This window comes from Providencia sp. PROV174, from assembly GCF_028480685.1.
Taxonomy (GTDB): Bacteria; Pseudomonadota; Gammaproteobacteria; order Enterobacterales; family Enterobacteriaceae; genus Providencia; species Providencia rettgeri.
This window is the reverse complement of sequence record NZ_JAMPOT010000010.1, coordinates 40,393-61,050: the sequence shown is the minus strand read 5'-3', so window position 1 is coordinate 61,050 and position 20,658 is coordinate 40,393. Positions and strand designations below refer to the sequence as shown.

General features: G+C 40.8%; 17 protein-coding genes and 1 other annotated feature. Of the genes, 6 read left to right on the top strand and 11 right to left on the bottom strand.

All coding sequences use genetic code 11. The annotated features are described in order from the left end of the window. The first annotated feature begins 308 nt into the window (after positions 1-308). Positions 309-1,715, top strand: a complete 1,407-nt coding sequence (gndA, locus tag PSE60_RS10410; RefSeq protein WP_272665366.1) for an NADP-dependent phosphogluconate dehydrogenase — start codon at positions 309-311, stop codon at positions 1,713-1,715. 191 nt (positions 1,716-1,906) lie between these two features. Further along, positions 1,907-3,103, top strand: a complete 1,197-nt coding sequence (locus PSE60_RS10405; RefSeq protein WP_272665365.1) for a multidrug effflux MFS transporter — start codon at positions 1,907-1,909, stop codon at positions 3,101-3,103. Positions 3,104-3,173: 70 nt separating this feature from the next. On the opposite strand, the gene PSE60_RS10400 is transcribed toward PSE60_RS10405, so the two are convergent. Then, the gene (locus PSE60_RS10400; protein WP_272665363.1) at positions 3,174-6,407 is read right to left on the bottom strand and encodes a M66 family metalloprotease; all 3,234 of its coding nucleotides are present in this window, start codon (positions 6,405-6,407) and stop codon (positions 3,174-3,176) included. Positions 6,408-6,745: 338 nt separating this feature from the next. Between PSE60_RS10400 and PSE60_RS10395 the strand changes: the two genes are divergently transcribed. Continuing rightward, positions 6,746-7,387: a CatB-related O-acetyltransferase gene (locus PSE60_RS10395; protein ID WP_272665362.1), complete on the top strand. Its 642-nt coding sequence runs from the start codon at positions 6,746-6,748 to the stop codon at positions 7,385-7,387. Between the two features lie 48 nt (positions 7,388-7,435). Here PSE60_RS10395 and PSE60_RS10390 read toward each other — a convergent pair whose 3' ends face one another. Continuing rightward, positions 7,436-7,912, bottom strand: coding sequence for a YbaK/prolyl-tRNA synthetase associated domain-containing protein (locus tag PSE60_RS10390; protein ID WP_371031507.1), 477 nt, complete (start codon positions 7,910-7,912; stop codon positions 7,436-7,438). A 462-nt stretch (positions 7,913-8,374) separates the two neighbouring features. Between PSE60_RS10390 and PSE60_RS10385 the strand changes: the two genes are divergently transcribed. Both PSE60_RS10385 and PSE60_RS10380 read left to right on the top strand, forming a co-directional pair. After that, entirely contained in the window at positions 8,375-10,441 is a 2,067-nt protein-coding gene (locus PSE60_RS10385) for a TonB-dependent receptor (protein ID WP_442959776.1), read from the top strand. Between the two features lie 58 nt (positions 10,442-10,499). Further along, positions 10,500-11,486 carry an ABC transporter substrate-binding protein gene (locus tag PSE60_RS10380; RefSeq protein WP_272665359.1) on the top strand — a complete coding sequence of 329 codons (987 nt, stop codon included), beginning with the start codon at positions 10,500-10,502 and terminating at the stop codon, positions 11,484-11,486. A gap of 33 nt (positions 11,487-11,519) precedes the next feature. Here PSE60_RS10380 and hisIE read toward each other — a convergent pair whose 3' ends face one another. The 8 genes from hisIE to hisG are packed head-to-tail and all read right to left on the bottom strand — an operon-like array spanning position 11,520 to position 18,596. After that, positions 11,520-12,131: a bifunctional phosphoribosyl-AMP cyclohydrolase/phosphoribosyl-ATP diphosphatase HisIE gene (hisIE, locus tag PSE60_RS10375; protein WP_004909325.1), complete on the bottom strand. Its 612-nt coding sequence runs from the start codon at positions 12,129-12,131 to the stop codon at positions 11,520-11,522. Next, positions 12,125-12,901: an imidazole glycerol phosphate synthase subunit HisF gene (gene hisF / locus PSE60_RS10370; protein ID WP_210838850.1), complete on the bottom strand. Its 777-nt coding sequence runs from the start codon at positions 12,899-12,901 to the stop codon at positions 12,125-12,127. The genes hisIE and hisF overlap by 7 nt, the downstream gene beginning before the upstream one ends. Then, complete coding sequence (hisA, locus tag PSE60_RS10365; RefSeq protein WP_272665358.1) at positions 12,883-13,620, bottom strand: 1-(5-phosphoribosyl)-5-[(5-phosphoribosylamino)methylideneamino]imidazole-4-carboxamide isomerase; 738 nt, start codon at positions 13,618-13,620, stop codon at positions 12,883-12,885. The genes hisF and hisA overlap by 19 nt, the downstream gene beginning before the upstream one ends. 5 nt (positions 13,621-13,625) lie before the next feature. Beyond that, complete coding sequence (gene hisH, locus PSE60_RS10360) at positions 13,626-14,219, bottom strand: imidazole glycerol phosphate synthase subunit HisH (protein ID WP_115167675.1); 594 nt, start codon at positions 14,217-14,219, stop codon at positions 13,626-13,628. After that, positions 14,219-15,286, bottom strand: coding sequence for a bifunctional histidinol-phosphatase/imidazoleglycerol-phosphate dehydratase HisB (hisB, locus tag PSE60_RS10355; RefSeq protein ID WP_272665357.1), 1,068 nt, complete (start codon positions 15,284-15,286; stop codon positions 14,219-14,221). The genes hisH and hisB overlap by 1 nt, the downstream gene beginning before the upstream one ends. A 13-nt stretch (positions 15,287-15,299) precedes the next feature. Then, positions 15,300-16,370, bottom strand: a complete 1,071-nt coding sequence (gene hisC / locus PSE60_RS10350; protein ID WP_272665356.1) for a histidinol-phosphate transaminase — start codon at positions 16,368-16,370, stop codon at positions 15,300-15,302. A gap of 3 nt (positions 16,371-16,373) precedes the next feature. Next, on the bottom strand, positions 16,374-17,690 hold the full coding sequence (hisD, locus tag PSE60_RS10345; protein WP_272665355.1) for a histidinol dehydrogenase: 1,317 nt from the start codon (positions 17,688-17,690) through the stop codon (positions 16,374-16,376). Between the two features lie 6 nt (positions 17,691-17,696). Continuing rightward, complete coding sequence (hisG, locus tag PSE60_RS10340; RefSeq protein WP_210838862.1) at positions 17,697-18,596, bottom strand: ATP phosphoribosyltransferase; 900 nt, start codon at positions 18,594-18,596, stop codon at positions 17,697-17,699. A 53-nt stretch (positions 18,597-18,649) separates the two neighbouring features. Beyond that, positions 18,650-18,777, bottom strand: a sequence feature (His leader region). A gap of 268 nt (positions 18,778-19,045) precedes the next feature. Here hisG and PSE60_RS10335 point away from each other — a divergent pair. After that, positions 19,046-19,873, top strand: a complete 828-nt coding sequence (locus PSE60_RS10335) for an SDR family oxidoreductase (RefSeq protein WP_272665354.1) — start codon at positions 19,046-19,048, stop codon at positions 19,871-19,873. Here PSE60_RS10335 and PSE60_RS10330 read toward each other — a convergent pair whose 3' ends face one another. Continuing rightward, a complete protein-coding gene (locus tag PSE60_RS10330) occupies positions 19,874-20,497 on the bottom strand; it encodes a glutathione S-transferase family protein (protein WP_272665353.1) in 624 nt (207 codons plus the stop codon). Positions 20,498-20,658: the final 161 nt, after the last annotated feature.

Genomic DNA, 20,658 nt, shown 5'->3' with positions numbered 1-20,658 from the left:
ATTGAACGAAATATCAATAAAAATTCACTTTATACTCGAAATCCTTCAAGTTGCAGCGGTGTTGACTGCACTCAGCTAGCCGAGTTACTTAGTTTATCTGTGCCCCCGTCTATCTTTGCTTGTCGCCTACCTGCAACTCGAATCATTTGGGGTATAGTTGGGCAATTCTTGACAAAAATGGCCTTGTATATGTCATCGATTGCATCAATAACTACCATGCAACACAATCCTAGGTTAATATGTGATCCCGTTAACAGAATGTCAGCACGGTCGAGGCTGACTTGGTCCTAATCAGACAGGAGTTGTTCATGTCAAAGCAGCAGATTGGTGTTGTCGGAATGGCAGTCATGGGGCGTAACCTTGCGCTTAACATTGAAAGCCGTGGTTACTCAGTGTCCATCTTTAATCGTTCTAAAGATAAAACAGACGAAGTGATTGCCGAAAATCCAGGGAAAAAGCTAGTTCCCAACTATACAATTGAAGAGTTTGTTGACTCTCTGGAAAAACCTCGCCGCATCTTGTTGATGGTAAAAGCGGGTGAAGCAACGGACAAAACAATTGCCTCGCTGACTCCTCATCTGGACAAAGGAGATATCTTAATTGACGGTGGTAATACTTTATTTACTGATACTATCCGTCGTAATCGCGAATTATCAGCGCAAGGTTTTAACTTCATTGGAACAGGTGTTTCTGGTGGTGAAGAAGGCGCACTGAAAGGCCCTTCAATTATGCCTGGTGGTCAAAAAGAAGCTTACGAACTGGTTGCTCCAATTTTAAAAGAAATTGCAGCACAAGCAGAAGGCGAACCTTGTGTGACCTATATTGGTGCGGATGGTGCGGGCCACTATGTTAAAATGGTTCACAACGGTATTGAATACGGTGATATGCAATTAATCGCAGAAGCCTATTCATTATTAAAAGGTTCATTGAACCTGAGCAACGAAGAATTAGCAGGCATCTTTGCTGAATGGAATAAAGGTGAACTGAGTAGCTATTTAATTGAAATCACAGCAGATATCTTCAAGAAAAAAGATGAAGATGGTAAATATCTGGTTGACGTGATTCTTGATGAAGCGGCTAATAAAGGTACCGGTAAATGGACTAGCCAGAGTGCGCTGGATTTAGGTATCCCTCTGACGTTAATTACTGAATCTGTATTTGCACGTTATATTTCTTTCTTAAAAGATCAGCGTGTTGCGGCGTCTAAAGTATTAACAGGTCCAACCCTCAAAGCGGTTGAAGGCGATAAAAAAGAGTTCATTGAAAAAGTTCGCCGTGCATTGTATTTAGGTAAAATTGTGTCTTATGCACAAGGCTTCCAACAGCTGAAAGCGGCATCAGAAGAATATAATTGGGATTTAAACTACGGTGAAATCGCAAAAATCTTCCGTGCAGGTTGTATTATTCGTGCGCAGTTCCTGCAAAAAATCACCGATGCGTATAACCAAGATGCAAAAATTGCCAACTTGTTGTTAGCGCCATACTTCAAACAAATTGCTGACGAATACCAGCAAGCACTGCGTGATGTGGTGTGCTATGGTGTACAAAATGGCATCCCGACACCAACATTCTCAGCCGCTATTTCTTATTATGATAGCTACCGTTCAGCCGTATTGCCTGCAAATTTAATCCAAGCGCAGCGCGACTACTTCGGTGCTCACACTTATAAGCGTACGGATAAAGACGGTGTTTTCCATACTGAGTGGATGGAATAAAACTCGTTATCATTAATTTTTGATAACACAAAAGGCGCTAGGTTTAGCGCCTTTTTTGACTTTTAAGCACCGTAAAATGTTGGATTTATAATTATGAGTAACTCGTTAATTCGGTAGCGAATTTAGCTTTTTTATAATTTATAACAGTGAATATTTTCTAAATTACATTTTATCGAGTCTAGGCATAGTTTATGCGTAATTTTCTTATCTTATTACTTTTATTAGTATTACTTGGTCCATTAGGGATTGATTTATATTTACCAACAATACCTGATATTGCGAAGGATTTAGGTAGCAGTGAGTCGGTGATCCAGTCAACGATAGCACTGTTCATTCTTGTTCTGGGGCTAGGGCAATTGATATCGGGTCCATTAGTCGATAGATATGGACGAAAACCTGTCGCGATTGCGGGTATGCTGTTATACATCATCGGTGCAGGTGTTGCTATTGTAGCTACAACACCTACTGTATTTATTGCATCGCGTTTATTGCAAGGTGTTGCGGTTTGTTGTACTTCGGTAGTGGCATTTAGTTGTGTACGTGACCGGATGAATGGTACGGAGGCAGCTCGCGCTTTTGGTTTCTTAAATGGGACATTAAATATTGTTCCAGCGTTAGCTCCACTACTTGGAGGTTTGCTGGCAGAGGCATGGGGCTGGCGGGCACCGTTCTGGTTTCTTGCTTTGTATGCGTTGGTTATATTAGTGCTAATTGTTGCTTTTTTACCGGAAACACGCCCAGTTAATTTACCTAAAGCAAAGATTATTCCTCTGAAAACCTATTGGCGAATTTTAGGAAATTATCAATTTATTATTTTTGCCTTAGTGAACGCAGGCACGATGGGTATGGCATTAACTTATGTGTCACTTGCACCAACTGTACTGATGGGGGATGCGCAGTTATCTCCGCTAGCGTTTTCTATTGTATTCGGTATTAATGGTTTTTGGATTATGTTCGCCAGTTATATCGCTAATTATTTTATTCATAAAATAGGGCGACCAACCTGTTTATTAGTTGGCAGTTTAATGATGGCATTTGGTTGCTTAGGATTATTGCTAGGTTTTGTCGTATTGCCGGTAGAAATACAAAGCCATTGGTTAGTCTATATGTTACCTGTCGCCTGTGCTTGTACAGGGCTGGCCTTTATGATGGGAACGGCAACCAGTTATGCTTTAGAACCCTTTGGTAATGAAGCAGGTACCGCATCAGCCTTAGTGGGTTTTGTACAAATGGCCGGAGGGGCAACTCTTGGGCTTTGTGCAATCGGTTTGCCCATTGCCCCAAAATTATCCTTAGCAATAGTGATGTTAGTCGGTTGTCTGTTTGGGCTAATAGCAAGAAAAACGAGTTTATCGTTTGCTAGCCATTCAATGGCTAAGGCACGTTAAACAACTATTTTTATTGATACATCAAGATGTCACTGGTTGCAGGATATAACCAGTGACAGGATTGGATTATTTATTCAACAATAGTGCCATTAATCGTAGTGAGAAACCGATTCTCTTTAATTTCAATCGGTCTTGAGTGAACCATTTTATTATTAATATACAATTTAGCCTCAATTGGGATTAAATCGTGTTCAATATTAATATGGAATTTATTCATCATATCGTTGTTGGCTCGAAAGTTATTAAGCTGATATTGACTTTTTTTCCCATCCTTAAAGCTCACCTCTAGGTAAGAGGAGTCAGTATTAACTCGCTGATCGTTTTGATAAACCATGCCATAAGAACCAAATAAAGGGGGATAAATATAGCTATCAATGGTTCCTTCAGGATCATAGAAGCCCATTAAAGTGACAACCTCTACACCTTGCTTTGTGGCTTTTTTATGGATAGCAGACTCTGGTTCCGAAATTCGTTTCCAATTAACTCCATCTGAACGATAGCAAAATAAATCATTTTTCGTGATTGTCTCCACCTTATTATTGACATGTACTTTACTGTTGTATTGTGCATATGACTTTATTTTAATAGTACTATTTTTATTATGTTCGGATGCCACAGGGAGATTAATATTCGGCGCATAATAGCCATTTCCTTGGTAAAGATAGACTAAGTTACTTTTTTTCAACAATTCATTTATACCATCAGTTGTAATATCAGAACCATTTTTTGGGGAAAACTTAATGAGACTGAAATTGGAAAGATCTAATTTAGCATCAACGCTTTTTTTAATATTTGGATCCCATTTTTTATATCCCGTCGATGATTTTGGGCAAAAAGTATATTTACTTTCCAATTTCTTTTGGATAGCAACAAGGGAGTTGGGTGTGTATGCGGTATAGGCATTGTATTTGGGATTGTAAGCTTCCCCACCACTCATTGCGTCATGGTTTAATGAACCATCTTGATAGGTATTTGGGATAAAATAGTTATTATCAGAATCCAGTAGCCATGTTGCATTTTTTTTATCAGCAGTTGCATGCGTTCCTCCTTCTTTGCCTCCATAGTAATCACTTAGACCAAAGTTATGGCCAAACTCATGACTAAGCTCATTACTATCTGTTCTATTTAACGTTGCTTTCCCACCACCGCCTGACCAGCCATGAATGACCCTCCCATTCTCATATACCCCAACAGAATTATAGGCGGTTATTTGGCTCGTAGGATTAAATGACTCAGCATCAGAAGCTGAACTGTTCACACCATAATTCGCTAGATTAATGCCATCGGCATAGAAACGTTTGGTTATCGACTCCCTCATATTACCACTATGGCCACCACCTTCACCCGTTGCTTTATCCGTGAAAACTTGCCCATCAGGCATCACCACTTTTGTAAGGTGGATTGGCTCATAGCGAGAAACAATGAAATTTTTGACGGGGATAGTTTGGTAATATTGCCGATTAAGTTCGGGCTTTTCTTGAAAAAGAAATGCATCCCTAGGAGGAGTAAGTAAACCAATATCCAATGTATTGACCAGTAATTCATTTGGGGCACCAATATCAATATCTGATAGTGTGCCTTTTTGGTCTTTCAAAACAAACTCTAGCTTTATACCTGGGTGAATATACTCTTCAGAAATTTTCACTGACCATGTATCTTCAATGTATTCCAAATTACTCGTTGAATCTTCATTTTTTGCGATAGAAGAATCATTATTAAGATAAATAGGGATCCATTTTTTATGAAAGTCATAAACAAAAAGTACACTTTCACCCGTTTTCATTTTTAGGCTATTTTTTCCATAATGAATGTAGCTATTATAATCGGCACTAGAGCTGAAAAGGATTTTTTTATTATGAAGGTCATTATCTGCCATAAGTGTAAAGTTACGTGCCCAATTTCCGTCACTTGTGGCTATTTTTATTGATTCATTGTTTTTTAATAATTCCAATAAGTGTTTTTTGTTTTTAGATGACTCATTAATTGACTTATTATTATCTAAAGTTAAATCATAACTTTCTGGTTGTGAATAGTCTAGCAGTGGGATATCTCTGGTTATAGGTATATTTTCCCAATCCCCATTAGTATTACACTTGAATAAATATAAGTCTCCTTTTTTTAATTCAATACATTTATATTTAGTATGAATAAGAGTCGGCTCATCGGATGTTGAGGTAAATAGGATTTGTTTATATACATGATTAAGATTACCTTTTAACATTAAACTATTAGTCGTATCATAATCAACCTTGGTTATTTTTATTGTTGAATGTTTATTCAAGATATCATTCATAAAGTTAGCATCAATTTCGCTAACATCGATATCTGGCAGGAATTCAATTTCAGCATCGAAAAATGGTGGCAAATTAAGTGCTGAAATATCAGGTGACTTCCAATATTCGATTAAATTGACATTCTCTTCAGTGAGCCAATGGCCACTGTTGTCACAAATAAATTGAATTGTGACACCTTTTGGTAATGGGACTGTTTCATTCCCATAGCTAATGTTAATTTCATTTTTATTAATGTTTTTTAAAATTACAGTTTTCCCTTTATATTTTATGTCATTATTTAGGATGAATGTTTCCTTTATATAATTATGATTAAAACTTAACTCTATTGATTCATTGGTTAAAATTAAATTATGTAAAGCTTTTTGGTTGGAAGCTATATCATTTAAATGATTTTCATTTTCAATGGAAATATCAAATCTTTTAGGTAATTTGAAGCAATGGGGGAATAAATTTGTTTCTATGATGTTGTTATCTGCTATTGTAGGTAATTTAATGGGTGGGAGTAGGTTTTCACTACTTATCAATTTATTATTTTCATTATAAATATTTAATTTAATGTTTTCATTTTTTTTAATTGATGATTGAGGTTTAAACATGACTAACGTTTTTCGGCCGGATACCAATTTAGGCTGTATATCTCCTTCAATTCGATTAACAGCAGGAATGATTGAGTTTTGAGCGAAATAAACACTTCCCTTTAATTCACCATTAGTATCACTGATTTCTTTATGTGTTAAAGGGTCAATAAACTTGTTTTTATTAAAGTAAATGGCGTTATCCGATCGTATTATTCTACTGGTTTTTTCGTCGTTTCTATCTGAGTGAATAAGCGGATTGTTTGTTTTATCTTCATGGATAATTATTTCCACGTTTGATTCGTTGTTTTCATTATTTAATATATGAAATATTTCGTAAATATTATTGGCCACGCTTGTTGAATAAGGAAATTCTAATGAGTTATAAGGGGAGGAATTAATAACATCTTGAATTATTGGTTTTTTTTCTATCATTTTATATTTTTCGTCTATTTAACAGTATGCTGAAATTATTTTTATTTAATTTATAATAAAATATATTAATTGTGTGATTTTTTATTTGAAAGTTAGTCTTAAATACTATTTCTTTTGTTCATTTTTTATTAATTGATAATTAATTATATGGAAATTATTTTCTATGATATTATTTGCACAAGTAATTTAAATAATAACAGGTTTGTTAGGATGAATAACATGTTGAATCCATTACTAAAACAACCTCGAGTGGCTAAAGGTGATGTATTTTGAACGCGAATGCATCACCATAGAATGCGTTCTATGGTAAATATAAACGAATTAAAAGGTTTAGTACCATGAATCAAAAGCATTGGTCAAAATACGAACTACTTCATGAGGTCGTACAAAACCCCAATATCCATATCAAAGGTAGGCATAGTTATTACAGCGACTGTTGGGATAACGGGTTTGAGCAGTCAGTTGTGCGTTATCTACAAGGTGATGAACAAAGCCGAGACTGGCAGCTAGCATGGGATGTTGACCAACTTTATATCGGTGATTATGTCTGTATTGGTAGCGAAGCTGTGATATTAATGGGAGGGAACCATACTCACCGAATGGATTGGTTTTGCTTATATCCTTTTCTTGAATTTATTGAAGAAGCTTACGTAGGAAAAGGCGACACAGTGATTGGCGACGGAGCCTGGGTTGGCATGCGTGCCTTTATCATGCCCGGAGTTAAAATAGGTGAAGGGGCTGTAATTGCTGCTAACAGTGTAGTGGTCAAAGATGTCGAGCCTTACTCCATTGTGGGAGGGAACCCTGCAAAGCCGATTAACTACCGCTTCTCACACGATGTCATTACTGAACTATTGGCATTGAAAATCTATGATTGGTCGGAGGAAAAATTTACCGCATTAAAGCGGTTTATTTGTGGATCAGATTTTTTGGCATTAAAAAATGCCAGTCAGAAATATGACCAGCGATTGATTAGCTAGCTTTTCTTATTGAGGGGGGATCTATGGAATCCCCCTTTTAATAGACAACTAATTTTCTTCTGTACGAATAAACTCAACTAAACTAGGCGCCGCTATTCTTTGGTAATCTTCTGTATTTAAAATAATAGAGCGCTCTAATGTACCGGCATTAAAGGCGAGTTCCTCAAAACGTTCAAATAATAGTGGGTCAGCAATTAACTTTAAGTTAGGGTGAAAACTAAAAGGTGGAATAGCCCCGAATACGCATTGAGTGAGCTCGTTGACTTCTTTGGGGCTTGCTAAAGATGCACGAGTTCCGCCAATTGCTGTGGCAATTTTACTCAAATCAGCTTGTTTATCGGCAGGTAAAATTGCCAGTACGTGTTGGCGGATACCATTTCCTTTGACATGGCATACTAATCCTTTTGCCCCTTGTCCAAGTTGCGTGCCACGTATTTTTGCCACTTCTTCTGATTTCCCCGCAGTGGAATGTTCCATCACACGATATTTAGCATTATTTTTATCAAGTAATTGTGTGAGTTGCATAAAAATAGAATTTTCAGACACTGTTTTTTCCCTTTAAAACCACATCAATAACAGGGAATGATAACAAGTTCATCAAGAGATACAACCGAGAAATAGTGCTAGCTAAAAATCGTAATTGTGGAAAATATTATAAATTGCATATCAGATGCGGTTTTTAACTATATTGCGAATCTGTTTTGAGGTTTTATTGTTATATCCTCTGGAAGATTATTTATTCTAAATTAAATCAATAGGTTATTTTTATGATTTATTATGAAGAAGTGAGAATACATATTGTTAAGAATTGAGTTTGATCATTTACGCTGCATTTTATTATCGGTAATATAAAGTTTTATATAACGAAAAGATAATATGAATCGTAAATTTAACTTATATGTAATATTACCGCTGATTACAGGGATCGCACCGTCTATTGTTGCTGCACAAGTTTCGGAACAATTGGCTAAATTTAAGCAAGATAAAATGCTAGTCATCGCAGCACCAAGCGATGTGTCCAGAGAAGCTCAGGCTGGCACTGGTTTTTTTACTTCACAAATTGATCTTGGGCCATTAGGTACTCGTGAGTGGATTGATACGCCATATTCTACAACCACTATTCACCGTGAAATGATCAATAACCAGCAAGCCAAAAGTTTGAGTGAGTTATTGAAATATGCGCCAAGTACACAAATGCAAGCTCGCGGGGGAATGGATGTGGGTCGTCCACAAAGCCGTGGTATGCAAGGTGGTGTGGTAACAAATAGCCGTCTTGATGATTTGTATATGGTGTCAACGACCGCATTCCCTGTGGAAATGTTGGATAGAGTAGACATTATTAATAGCTTGACGGGCGCATTGTATGGCCCTGCAAGTCCTGCTGGACAATTTAATTTCACCACAAAACGCCCAGAAGATATTCAGCGTTTTTCTTTAGGTTACCAAAGCCGCAATGCCTATAGTGGCCATGCTGACTTAGGCGGTTATTTTGATACAGATAAACGCTTTGGTTATCGTCTTAATTTGCTGGATGAGGAAGGAACAGGCAACCTGAAAGACAGTACATTACGCCGTAAATTAGCTTATGTAGCGCTAGATTGGAATATTCAGCCAGGTACGCAACTTCAATTTAATGCGAGTCATTACAATTTTGTGCAAAAAGGTTATGTGGGTAGTTTTAGCTATGGTTCTGATATTAAATTACCGAAAGCCTCTAACCCACAAGATAAGAATTTAGCGTTACATACGGCGGGTAATAACTTAACTACGGATACTGTTAGCACTCGATTACTTCATGATTTTAATGAGGATTGGACGCTAAAAGCTGCAGTCGGTTACCAGCAAGCAGATAGAGCGATGCGTACAGTAACCAGTGCCATTCAAGATAACAATGGGAATATTAGTCGCTCATTAAGCGATTCTCCTGCTTCGGGGCGTTTTCGTGTGTTGAGTAACTCAGTAGTACTAAATGGCCACGTGGACACAGGCTCTATCGGCCATGACTTATCATTAGCGACAAACGGTTATGTTTGGTCGATTTACAGTGCCAAAGATAAGAGTGTGAGACGTGATTTAGGGCAAACCAATATGTATCACCCATCGCCGATGGAAGAGCCATCGGACGGTAAAATTCATACGGGAGGTTCACGTTATAAGTCTGCTGAAAATAGCCAACAAAGTATCACTATCGGCGATACCATCACCTTTGACCCACAATGGTCAGCCATGTTTTACCTTAGTCAAAGCTGGATAGAAAGCCGTAGCTTTGATAAACAAAATCACAAAACTAGCCAAGCCAATGACCATGGCCTTAGCCCTCAAGGCGCGTTGATGTATAAAATTACCCCAAATGTGATGACGTATGTGAGCTATGCAGATTCGTTGGAAGAGGGTGATACCGCGCCGATGAATCAAAATCTGAAAAATGAAGGACAAACCTTAGCCCCTTATCGTAGCAAACAATATGAATTGGGCATTAAAGCCGATTTGGCAGATTTAAACCTGGGTGCTGCCGTATTTCACTTGGAGCGTCCATTTGCCTATGCGGGGGACGATAACGTGTTTCGCAAACAAGGTGAACAAGTGAACCGAGGGCTAGAACTCACGGCCACAGGCTATGTATGGCAAGGGTTGAATGTGTATAGCGGTGTTACCTTCTTAGACCCAAAACTCAAAGACACTAAGTTAGCCACTACGCGGAATAAACGTGTCGTTGGTGTACCGAAAGTTCAAGCCAATATGCTAGTGGAATATAGTTTGTCGTCGATGCCAGAACTGGTGTACAGCGCTAATGTGCATTATACGGGGAAACGAGCCGCCAATGACACCAATACCAGTTGGGCGGGAAGCTACACGACATTAGATTTAGGCACGCGTTATAGCACGAAAATCAATCAAATCCCAACGACAGTCAGGCTATCCGTCAATAACGTAACCGATGAGCGTTATTGGGCTTCTATCTTCCCATCAGGGATTAATGGGGAAGGAAAAGGGGGCAGTGCTTTCTTAGGAGCAGGTCGAGAAGTGCGCGCGACGGTGACCTTTGATTTCTAATGGGTTAAATAAAAATCAGGAGCACTCTTCTTTTCTTTGGACAGGAAGAGTGACAAATATGAGAAAAACAACGTTTTTACAAACGGTTATTTTGCTGGCAGGGCTACTCATCCACAGCCTGTCTTACGGTAAGACGGATAACCCAGAACTGCGAATTGCGACGCCGTGGCCAGCACAAAATACCATCATTATGATGTTAGGATATGGTGAGCAAATCGTTGGCACATCGATGATCGCGAAAAAAATTCCATTGTTTCGCCAAATGTTACCCAACATTGATAATGTTCCAGTGATCAGTATTAGCAATCAACTAAACCCAGAGCAAATTATTTCATTGCGAGCTCAATTGCTATTTATTGCAAAGGGGATGGAAGTACCGCAGCGCGATTTACTCGAAAGTGCTGGAGTTAAAGTTGTTGAATATCCTGCCAATTCATTAAAAGCTTTACAAGCAAGGGTGCAAGCAACAGCGAAAGAGTTAGGCCCTGATGCAAAACAAAAAGCCCTTGAATACCAACGTTATTTTGACCGCAATGTCGCATTAGTGAGTGAGCGTTTAGTGGGGCTGACTGATGCAGAAAAACGGTCGGTATACCACAGTATGGGAAATGCGTTATTTACCTCTGGGCGTCCGTCATTAAACCAAGACTGGATGGATTTAGCGGGGGCACAAAATGTGGCTGAAACGTGGTTTTCGGATAAAAAAAATAATTCAGGTGAGGTCTTGTTGGAAAGCATTATTATTGCGAACCCTGATGTGATTGTTGCGATGAATAAAGAAGATGCCAATATCATACGCACGTCTCCTCAATGGAAAGCAATTAGCGCGGTAAAAAAACAGCAGGTATATGTGAACCCAAAGGGGATGTTTTGGTGGTGCCGAGAAACGTCAGAGGAGGCATTGCAGTTTCTGTGGCTAGCACAAACACTGTACCCAGAGCGCTTTGCAGATATCGATATGAAGCAAGAAACGGCGGACTTCTATCTGAAATTTTTTGCTATTTCACTCAGTGATGAGCAAATAGATAAAATCTTGCACCCATAAAATAGGCTGCCAGTGAGACTGGCAGCGGATTAACTATTGATGGCGTTCTTTTAACCGTTTGATTATCGTGCTTAAATCCAGCTCTTGGTCTTGTAGTAAGACTAATAAGTGGTACATCAAATCAGCAGCTTCATTAGTCAATTCTGCGCGGTCATTCACGGTGGCTGCCAATGCAGTTTCAACACCTTCTTCACCGACTTTTTGTGCAATGCGTTTAGTCCCGCTAGCATATAAACGCGCGGTATAGGAGCTTTCTGGCGACGCAGTTTTGCGTTCTTTGAGTAACGTTTCTAACTCAAATAAAAACCCCCAATCGCTTTGTGCTGGTGCGAAGCAGCTTTGTGTGCCGTTATGGCAAGTTGGGCCATCCGGCAGTGCGAGAGCCAACAGCGTATCACTGTCACAATCTGGGTAGATATCTACTAAATTTAAAAAGTTATTCGAGGTTTCGCCTTTCGTCCACAAACGTTGTTTTGTGCGAGAGAAAAAGGTGACTTTACGGCTATCTAAAGTGACTTGTAATGCTTCTGGGTTCATATACCCAAGCATTAGCACATCACCTGAAACGGCGTGTTGTACGATCACAGGCATTAAATTATCGACTTTTTGCCATGCCAGTTGGCTAGATTGTTCTGTGGTTAACATACTCTAATTTGAACTCCATTTTCGGCTAGGTATTGTTTTAAGTCACCGATATTAATAATTTGTTTATGGAATACAGAAGCGGCTAAAGCGCCATCAACGCCTGCGTCAGTGAAGGCATCAAGGAAATGCACTTTTTCGCCAGCGCCACCCGAGGCAATTAATGGCACTTGGCAAACTTCACGAACTTTCTTCAGTTGTACCAGATCATACCCTTGGCGTACACCATCTTGGTTCATCATATTTAATACGATTTCACCTGCGCCGCGTTGTTGCACTTCTTTCACCCAATCGAGGGTTTTCCAGCGCGTCTGCGCTGTGCGCTTTTCATCGCCGGTAAATTGGTAAACGAGATATTCACCCGTACTTTCATCGAACCAAGTATCAATACCCACAACGATGCATTGTACGCCAAAACGTTCTGCTAAGCGGCTGATCAGGGTTGGGTCTGACAGTGCAGGGGAGTTGATCGAGATTTTGTCTGCACCAAAAGATAAAATTTGCGAGGCATCTTCAACGCTTTTGATACCACCTGCAACACAAAAAGGAATATCAATCACTTCAGCGACTTTGGCAACCCAGCTTTTATCTACTACTCGACCATCAGAAGAGGCGGTAATATCATAAAATACCAGTTCATCTGCACCTTCTTGGGCATAGCGCTGTGCCAATGGAACAATATCACCGATAATTTCGTGATTACGAAATTGGACACCTTTAACCACTTGCCCATCACGGACGTCTAAGCAAGGAATTATGCGTTTTGCCAACATTTGATTGCCTCCGTAACGGTGAATTTACCTTCTAATAATGCACGACCCACAATCACGCCAGCCGCACCAGATGGCGGGATAGCCGCAATATCATCTAAATCGCCAATTCCCCCTGATGCCTGAAAGGCAATATCAGGGAATTTTTGGCTAATTTCTTGGTATAAATTCACATTAGAACCCGCCAATGTTCCATCTTTGGAAATATCGGTGCAAAGGACATGTTTTAAGCCATAAGGACGATATATTTCAATGGCTTGTTCTAATGTTAAATTTGAATTTTCTTGCCAGCCGCTAATGGCGATTTCTTTTACGCCTTTGTCATTAATGCGTACATCTAACGCAAGTACAATGGCTTCCCCACCATAGGTTTCAAACCATGTTTTAACCAATTCAGGTTTGGTCACCGCAGTTGAGCCAATGACAACACGAGCCGCTCCGGCTTCCAGTAAGGCCTTAACATCTTCTTCGGTACGAATACCCCCACCAACTTGTACAGGAACATTCACGCCAGCCAATAATTTTTTCAGCAGTGGAATTTGGCGTTTTTGTGGATCTTTGGCGCCCGTTAAATCCACTAAGTGTAGGAGCTTTGCCCCTTCTTTTTCATATTGCTGCAAACGTGGGAGCGGGTCATTGCCATAATCAGTTTGCTTGGCGTAATCCCCTTGGTGCAATCGCACTACGGTGCCATCGATTAAATCTAATGCGGGAATGATCATGGTAATTACATCTCCAAAAAGTTTTGAATCAAGCGTGAACCTGCGGTGCCAGAACGTTCTGGGTGAAATTGGACACCGTAGAAGTTATCGCGATTCACCGCGCTACTAAACGGGTTGCCATACTGAGTTTGTGCGATGGTATTACTGGAAATTGGCATCGAATAACTGTGTACAAAATAGAAATAGGCATTATCAGGGATATCCCTAAACAAAGGATTTCCTGCTAGGGCTTTTACTTGGTTCCAGCCGCTATGTGGAACTGGAAGCCCATTGGCATCCATTTTTTGTACAGGGCTATCAATTAACCCCAGTAGTGGCACCGTTGATTGACCTTCTTCACTGAAAGAACCGAGTAATTGCATACCTAAACAGATGCCTAACACGGGTTGAGTCAGGGCTTTAATTAACGGCACTAATTCACGTTCAGTGAGCTTTTCCATGGCCGCGCTAGCCGTACCGACACCCGGCAAAAAGACTTTGTCGGCTTGTAAAATGGTATTGGTATCACGGCTCACCACCGGGTCATAGCCTAGGCGTTTCACCGCATAGGCCACGGAAGCTAAATTCGCACAGCCAGTATCAAGGATGACAACGTTCATTACAGAACCCCTTTTGAGCTAGGTAACGTATCCCCTTCAACACGAATCGCTTGGCGCAGTGTACGGCCGAAAACTTTAAACAAGCTTTCGGCTTTGTGGTGATCGTTTTTCCCTTTGGTTTTCAGGTGTAATGTACAACCCATAGCATAGGAAAGTGAGCTAAAGAAGTGCTCAATCATTTCAGTGCTTAAGTCACCGACACGTTGATATTTGAATTCTGCTTTATATTCAAGGTGTGGGCGACCTGAAATATCCAGTGCACAGCGTGCTTGGCATTCGTCCATTGGCAGAACGAAACCAAAACGTGCGATACCGCGTTTATCACCAAGCGCGATTTTCAGTGCTTCCCCTAAAGCAAGGCCCGTGTCTTCGACAGTGTGGTGGTCATCAATAAATAAGTCGCCATTGACTTCAATGTTTAACCGGAAACCACCGTGAGTCGCGATTTGGTCTAACATGTGGTCAAAGAAGCCCACACCCGTGCTAATTTTGCTGCCACCTTCTTGGTCTAGCCACACTTCGACTTGGATATTGGTTTCTTTTGTCACGCGTTTGACTAGCGCATGGCGGTCGCGTTTGGTTAATTGTGTGGTGATAGCTTTCCAGTCTAGTTCTGTAGGGTTATAACGTAACCCTTTAATACCCATATTTTTAGCGAGTTGAATATCTGTTTCGCGATCACCAATCACATAGCTATTTTCGCTGTCTAGTACGTTGCTATCTAAATAGCGCTCAACCAACTGAAGTTTAGGTTTACGGCAAGCGCAGTTATCTTCAGGCTTATGTGGGCAAATTAACACGTCATCAAACTTAATACCTTGGGACTCAAATACTTGCATCATTAAATTATGCGGTGGTTCGAAATCTGCCGTAGGAAAGCTTTCTGTACCTAAGCCGTCTTGATTGGTTATCATTACTAAGCGGTAATTGGCTTTTTGCAGGGCAAGTAAACTAGGAATGACCGCTTTTTCAAAGGCGAGTTTACTTAAGCTATCAACTTGGAAGTCGGTTGGTGGCTCGGTAATTAATGTTCCATCACGGTCGATAAATAAAATTTTCTGGCTCATGAGTCATTCCTAATTAGCAAAGTGCGGCAATAGCTTCAATAACACGGGTATTTTCAATTTCTGTCCCGACAGTAATACGCAGGCAATTAATGAGACCCGGCTGTTTGCTTTGGTCACGTAAAATAATGCCTTGATCCCATAGGGCTTTAAAGACTTTACTACCATCGGTGAAACGCACCAAAATATAGTTAGTTTCACTCGGATAAACATGTTCAACCACAGACAAGTCGCGCAGAGCTTCACTGAGTGCAATACGGTTTTCTGTTACCGTTACTACACGACTTTTCATGGTTTCAATGCCTTGTGGTTCAAGGGCTTGAGCAGCAATCATCGCAACAGGGGTTGATAAAGGATAAGGAGCGATAACCTTCAATAGCACTTCAATCACTTCAGGAGAGGCTAAGGTAAAGCCACAGCGTAAACCGGCTAATGCAAAGGCTTTAGATAAGGTTCTTAAAATCACCAAATTGGGGTATTGTGCTAACCAGCTTGCCACACTGTATTGTGGGCAGAACTCAATATAAGCTTCATCGACAACGACTAATGCGCGGCCTGCCGCCATATCTAGCACTTCACGCAAATCTTTATTATCGATGATATTGCCCGTTGGGTTATTTGGGCTGCAAATATAAATCAGTTTGGTATTAGATAAGTTTTCACGGATCGCGTTAACGTTTAATGCCCAGTCAGGCAATGCCATGATTTTCTTTTGTTCAACGCCAAAGGTTTCTGCACTAACGCTGTACATGCCATAGGTTGGTGGGCAAAACATCACCGCATCTTTACCCGGCTCACAAAATGCGCGGATCAATAACTCGATAGATTCATCGGCCCCACGGCAAACCAATACTTGTTCAGGTGTAATTTGCGCATAAGCCGCATAGTTATTGATCACGGCTACCGGTTGGCATTCAGGGTAACGGTTAAGGTTGCGTTCACTGAATTGGTAATCAGGTGCAATTGGGTATTCATTGGCATTGAGCCAAACATCTCCATTTCCTCCTAGACGTCGTGCAGACATATAAGGGGTCATGGTTTTAACATTTTCACGTGCAAGACTGGCGGCATTAAATGGTTGGCTCATGACTTACTCCCGATTTTGTTTTTTTAGTTCGTTAACGCGTAAGGTAACGGCATTTTTGTGAGCGGTGAGTTGCTCTGCTTGCGCTAAGGTTTCGATGGTGTTGGCTAAACCTAATAACCCTTGTTTTGACAGTTTCTGCACCGTCATTCTCTTCATAAAATCCGCGAGCCCAAGACTTGAATAGGTTGCAGTATATCCGTAAGTTGGTAATACGTGATTAGTGCCTGAAGCATAGTCTCCCGCAGATTCGGGTGACCAGTCTCCGACAAACACGGAGCCTGCGCTAGTGATAGAATCGATTAGGTCATCGGCATTGCGTGTTTGTAAAATCAAGTGCTCAGGGCCATAGCGATTGCTAATTTCAACACATTGTTCGATCGAATCAGCAATAATGACACGGCTGGCACTTAGTGCTTCTCTCGCAATTTCGGCACGAGAAAGTTGCGCTAATTGTTTTTCTGTTTCTTCAATCACGCGCTGGGCAAAGTTTTCATCGTCAGTTAATAAAATGACTTGTGAATCAGGACCATGTTCCGCTTGTGATAGTAAATCAGATGCGGTGAATGCTGGGTTTGCTCCGTTATCCGCAATCACTAACACTTCAGAAGGGCCCGCTGGCATATCGATAGCTGCACCTTCGTGGCTTTGGCTAACTTGACGTTTTGCTTCAGTGACATAGGCATTACCCGGCCCGAAAATTTTATCAACCGCAGGAATGCTTTGGGTACCAAATGCCATTGCTGCAATCGCTTGCGCGCCACCTACTTGGAAAATATCGCTGATGCCGCACAGTTTCGCTGCATACAAAATTTCATCGGCAATAGGTGGGGGCGAACACAAAATGATTTTGCGACAGCCTGCGATATTCGCCGGAGTTCCTAACATCATGACTGTTGATAACAAGGGAGCAGAGCCCCCCGGAATATATAAGCCGACCGCATCTATTGGGCGAGTGACTTGTTGGCACACTACGCCTGCCTGTGTTTCCACTCTAATCGGAGTGGGTTTTTGGGCTTCGTGAAAACGACGAATGTTGCCAATGGCTGTTTTCATTGCTGTTTTGATTTCATCGCCAAGACGAGCCTCTGCCGCGTCAACAGCATTTGCAGGTACTCGCACTGTTTCGATTTCAGTTTTATCGAAACGACGGCTTAGAGCTTGGAGGGCGGTATCGCCCTCGTTACGGACTTGCTCAATAATTTGGCTCACCGCAGTACTAATGCTGCCAGAGGCTGCAATTGCGGGGCGCATCAGTAAAGCATTTTGTTGCTCTTGGTTACAAGCCGACCAGCGAACAGGTTGGTTAAATCCCATTTTCATGGCGGCTTACTCCATCATTTTTTCAATTGGTAATACAAGGATTGAGCTTGCCCCTAATGCCTTGAGTTTTTCCATGGTTTCCCAGAATAAGGTTTCTGAGCTTACCATGTGCATAGCGACACGGTTGTTGTCACCAGCTAATGGCAGAATGGTTGGGCGTTCAGCACCTGGTAATAAGGCAATGATTTCTTCTAGTGTTTCACTTGGTGCGTGTAACATGATGTATTTAGATTCGCGTGCTTGGATAACACCTTGGATACGGGTCATCATACGGTCGATAAGCTGTTGTTTATCAGCTGACATTTCACCGTCACGTTGAATCAAACACGCTTTCGAACGGTAAATGACTTCCACTTCTTTTAGGCCGTTTGCCTCTAATGTGGCACCAGTAGAAACAAGGTCACAAATCGCATCCGAAAGTCCAGCACGCGGGGCAACTTCTACCGAACCATTTAACAGACATGATTTAAACTGAATGCCTTTTTGGTCGAAATAGCGTTTTAACAAGTGTGGATAAGAAGTCGCAACACGTGAACCATTCAGGCATTCTGCACCCGTGTAGTTAAAGTCCAATGGCGCCGCTAATGACAAGCGACAGCCACCAAAATCGAGGCGGCGCAGTGTTTTGTATTGTGGGTTTTCGCCTTGCGCGCGGCGGTTTAATAATTCTTCTTCAAGAACGTTTTCACCAATGATCCCTAAATCAACAACGCCATCCATGACCAGCCCTGGAATATCGTCATCACGAACGCGAAGTAAATCAATAGGCATATTTTCTGCATAAGCAATCAAACGTTGTTGTTGTAAGTTGATTTTGATACCGCAGCGAGCCAGTAGTTCTCTTGATTCTTCACTCAGGCGACCTGATTTTTGAATTGCAATACGTAAACGTGATTTATCCAACATGACTTTACCCTTATCCCTTTAAAATTTTTTGTTTAGTAACTCTTTGTTCAAGAATAAAAAAACCCTCGGAAGATTATCTTCCGAGGGTTCTCTCAATTCGCATTTCAGCCACCGGAAGATTCGTTGAACGTCTTCCAGCACACATCGCCCGAAAGACTAGTCAGGATGATGGTGATGATGATGGTTGCGTGAAATACGATTCATAATGTCTTCCGTTCTGTTATTTAAGTGAATGACTAAACATTCATTGTGTTAACTAAATACTCATTGGTATTCAACCTATCCGATTTCCCCCTATGAATGCAACCTTTTTTTAAAAAATAACCAATAATAATTAGTTGATGCGCTTTTATAGTGATTAATCTCTCAGAAATTGTGTTCGGAAGTTTTATGGTTTTCAGCTACTCTGTGATTAATTTCAGTCAGTTGGTCGATTGAGGAGTTATCGTATGAAGAAAGTCACCATTATTGGGTTAGGGTGGGTAGGGTTACCCCTTGCCCAAGCTTTATTGTCCCAAGGCATTCATGTGGTTGGCACTAAAACAACACCAGATGGTATTGAAGCCGCTCAAGCGGTAGGAATTGAGTGCTATGCATTGAAATTAACCCCAGAACTTGAATGTGATAACGATGATTTAGCGCAATTGATGATGCAAAGCGATGCTATCGTCATCTTGCTTCCCCCTTCTAAAATTAATACCGAATACTATATGGCAGCGATTGAAACACTGGTGAATAGTGCAATAGCATTTCAGGTACCCAAAGTTATTTTCACGTCATCTACTGCGGTTTATGGGGAGCAAAATGGTGAAATGACCGAAGATAGCCCATTGGATGGCGTGACGGATTCGGCTAAAGCTTTAGTGGCGACAGAACAGTGGTTGCATCAGTTACCGAACATATCGGTAGATATTCTGCGATTAGCTGGATTAGTCGGGGAAAAACGACATGCAGGGCGTTTTTTAGCAGGTAAAACCGGGGTGAAAGGGGCAAGTCAGCCTGTCAATATGGTGCATCAAGACGATGTCATTGACGCCATTTTATTATTGCTCCAGCAGCCACAAGGCGGGCATATTTATAACCTTTGTGCGCCAATCCACCCAACACGAGCCGAATTTTATACTCATGCCGCTCAATCTATTGGTTTAGTTCCACCACAATTTATTGAAGAGGGGAATGCATTAGAAGGGAAAGTCATTAACGGTAATAAAATTTGCCAAGAACTCGGGTTTGAATACCAGTACCCAAACCCAAGTTTGATGAGTATGACTCTGTGATTACTTAATCGGGATCATGACAATTTTTTGGAACGCAGGACGCGTGGTCAGCTGCTGATACCAGCGTTCCAAATTGTTAAATTCAGGGCGTTCAGTCACAATTTCATGCCAAGGGTAAAATAGTGGCGCGATAGCGATGTCTGCGATACCAAATTTATCACCACTGAAATAGGCTTGGTTGGCTAATGCATTATCAGCAATTGTGAGTAATCGATTAATATTGCCATATATAATTTTAGCTTGCTCTGGGTCTCTATCTGCTTCAGGGACACGAACAATTTTGTTCATCATTTGCTTAATGTGGTCGAATAAATTAGCACCACCCCAATCCATCCATTTATCGGCGGCAGCTCTTTCTTGTAGGTCTTGTGCGAGTAATAAGTGAGAATGATCAAATTTTTCCGTAAGGTAACGTAAAATCGTATTTGATTCCCACAGCGCAAAGTCATCATCCTGTAGAGTTGGAATGGTGCTGTTTGGATTCATTTTTATATATTCAGGTGTATCTAGTCCACCAAATGGGCCACCCACATCTTTTTGATTGTAAGCGATATTTAATTCTTCTAAGCACCAAAGTACTTTTTTGACATTGGAAGAGTTGACGCGTCCCCAAACAGTTAACATTGCAGTCTCCTAAATTGATTTTTTTGGTATCGACTATGGTTAAGATAGATTAAATTCACTCATAGGCAAATGTTTATTTGTTAGCTGTGGCCTCTGTGAAATTAAAGTCTTATATTAGGTCTAGTTATCGAATTTTGTCACGGCGATGGTTTCTCGTTTAG

Coding starts and splice junctions, on each gene's coding strand:
- PSE60_RS10335 (WP_272665354.1), top strand. CDS start 19,046: ATGAAGAAAGTCACCATTATTGGGTTAGGGTGGGTAGGGTTACCCCTT.
- PSE60_RS10380 (WP_272665359.1), top strand. CDS start 10,500: ATGAGAAAAACAACGTTTTTACAAACGGTTATTTTGCTGGCAGGGCTA.
- gndA (WP_272665366.1), top strand. CDS start 309: ATGTCAAAGCAGCAGATTGGTGTTGTCGGAATGGCAGTCATGGGGCGT.
- PSE60_RS10330 (WP_272665353.1), bottom strand. CDS start 20,497: ATGTTAACTGTTTGGGGACGCGTCAACTCTTCCAATGTCAAAAAAGTA.
- PSE60_RS10385 (WP_442959776.1), top strand. CDS start 8,375: ATGCTAGTCATCGCAGCACCAAGCGATGTGTCCAGAGAAGCTCAGGCT.
- hisB (WP_272665357.1), bottom strand. CDS start 15,286: ATGAGCCAGAAAATTTTATTTATCGACCGTGATGGAACATTAATTACC.
- hisG (WP_210838862.1), bottom strand. CDS start 18,596: ATGTTGGATAAATCACGTTTACGTATTGCAATTCAAAAATCAGGTCGC.
- hisIE (WP_004909325.1), bottom strand. CDS start 12,131: ATGTTAACCACAGAACAATCTAGCCAACTGGCATGGCAAAAAGTCGAT.
- hisD (WP_272665355.1), bottom strand. CDS start 17,690: ATGAAAATGGGATTTAACCAACCTGTTCGCTGGTCGGCTTGTAACCAA.
- hisC (WP_272665356.1), bottom strand. CDS start 16,370: ATGAGCCAACCATTTAATGCCGCCAGTCTTGCACGTGAAAATGTTAAA.
- hisF (WP_210838850.1), bottom strand. CDS start 12,901: ATGTTGGCAAAACGCATAATTCCTTGCTTAGACGTCCGTGATGGGCAA.
- PSE60_RS10400 (WP_272665363.1), bottom strand. CDS start 6,407: ATGATAGAAAAAAAACCAATAATTCAAGATGTTATTAATTCCTCCCCT.
- PSE60_RS10390 (WP_371031507.1), bottom strand. CDS start 7,912: ATGCAACTCACACAATTACTTGATAAAAATAATGCTAAATATCGTGTG.
- hisA (WP_272665358.1), bottom strand. CDS start 13,620: ATGATCATTCCCGCATTAGATTTAATCGATGGCACCGTAGTGCGATTG.
- hisH (WP_115167675.1), bottom strand. CDS start 14,219: ATGAACGTTGTCATCCTTGATACTGGCTGTGCGAATTTAGCTTCCGTG.
- PSE60_RS10395 (WP_272665362.1), top strand. CDS start 6,746: ATGAATCAAAAGCATTGGTCAAAATACGAACTACTTCATGAGGTCGTA.
- PSE60_RS10405 (WP_272665365.1), top strand. CDS start 1,907: ATGCGTAATTTTCTTATCTTATTACTTTTATTAGTATTACTTGGTCCA.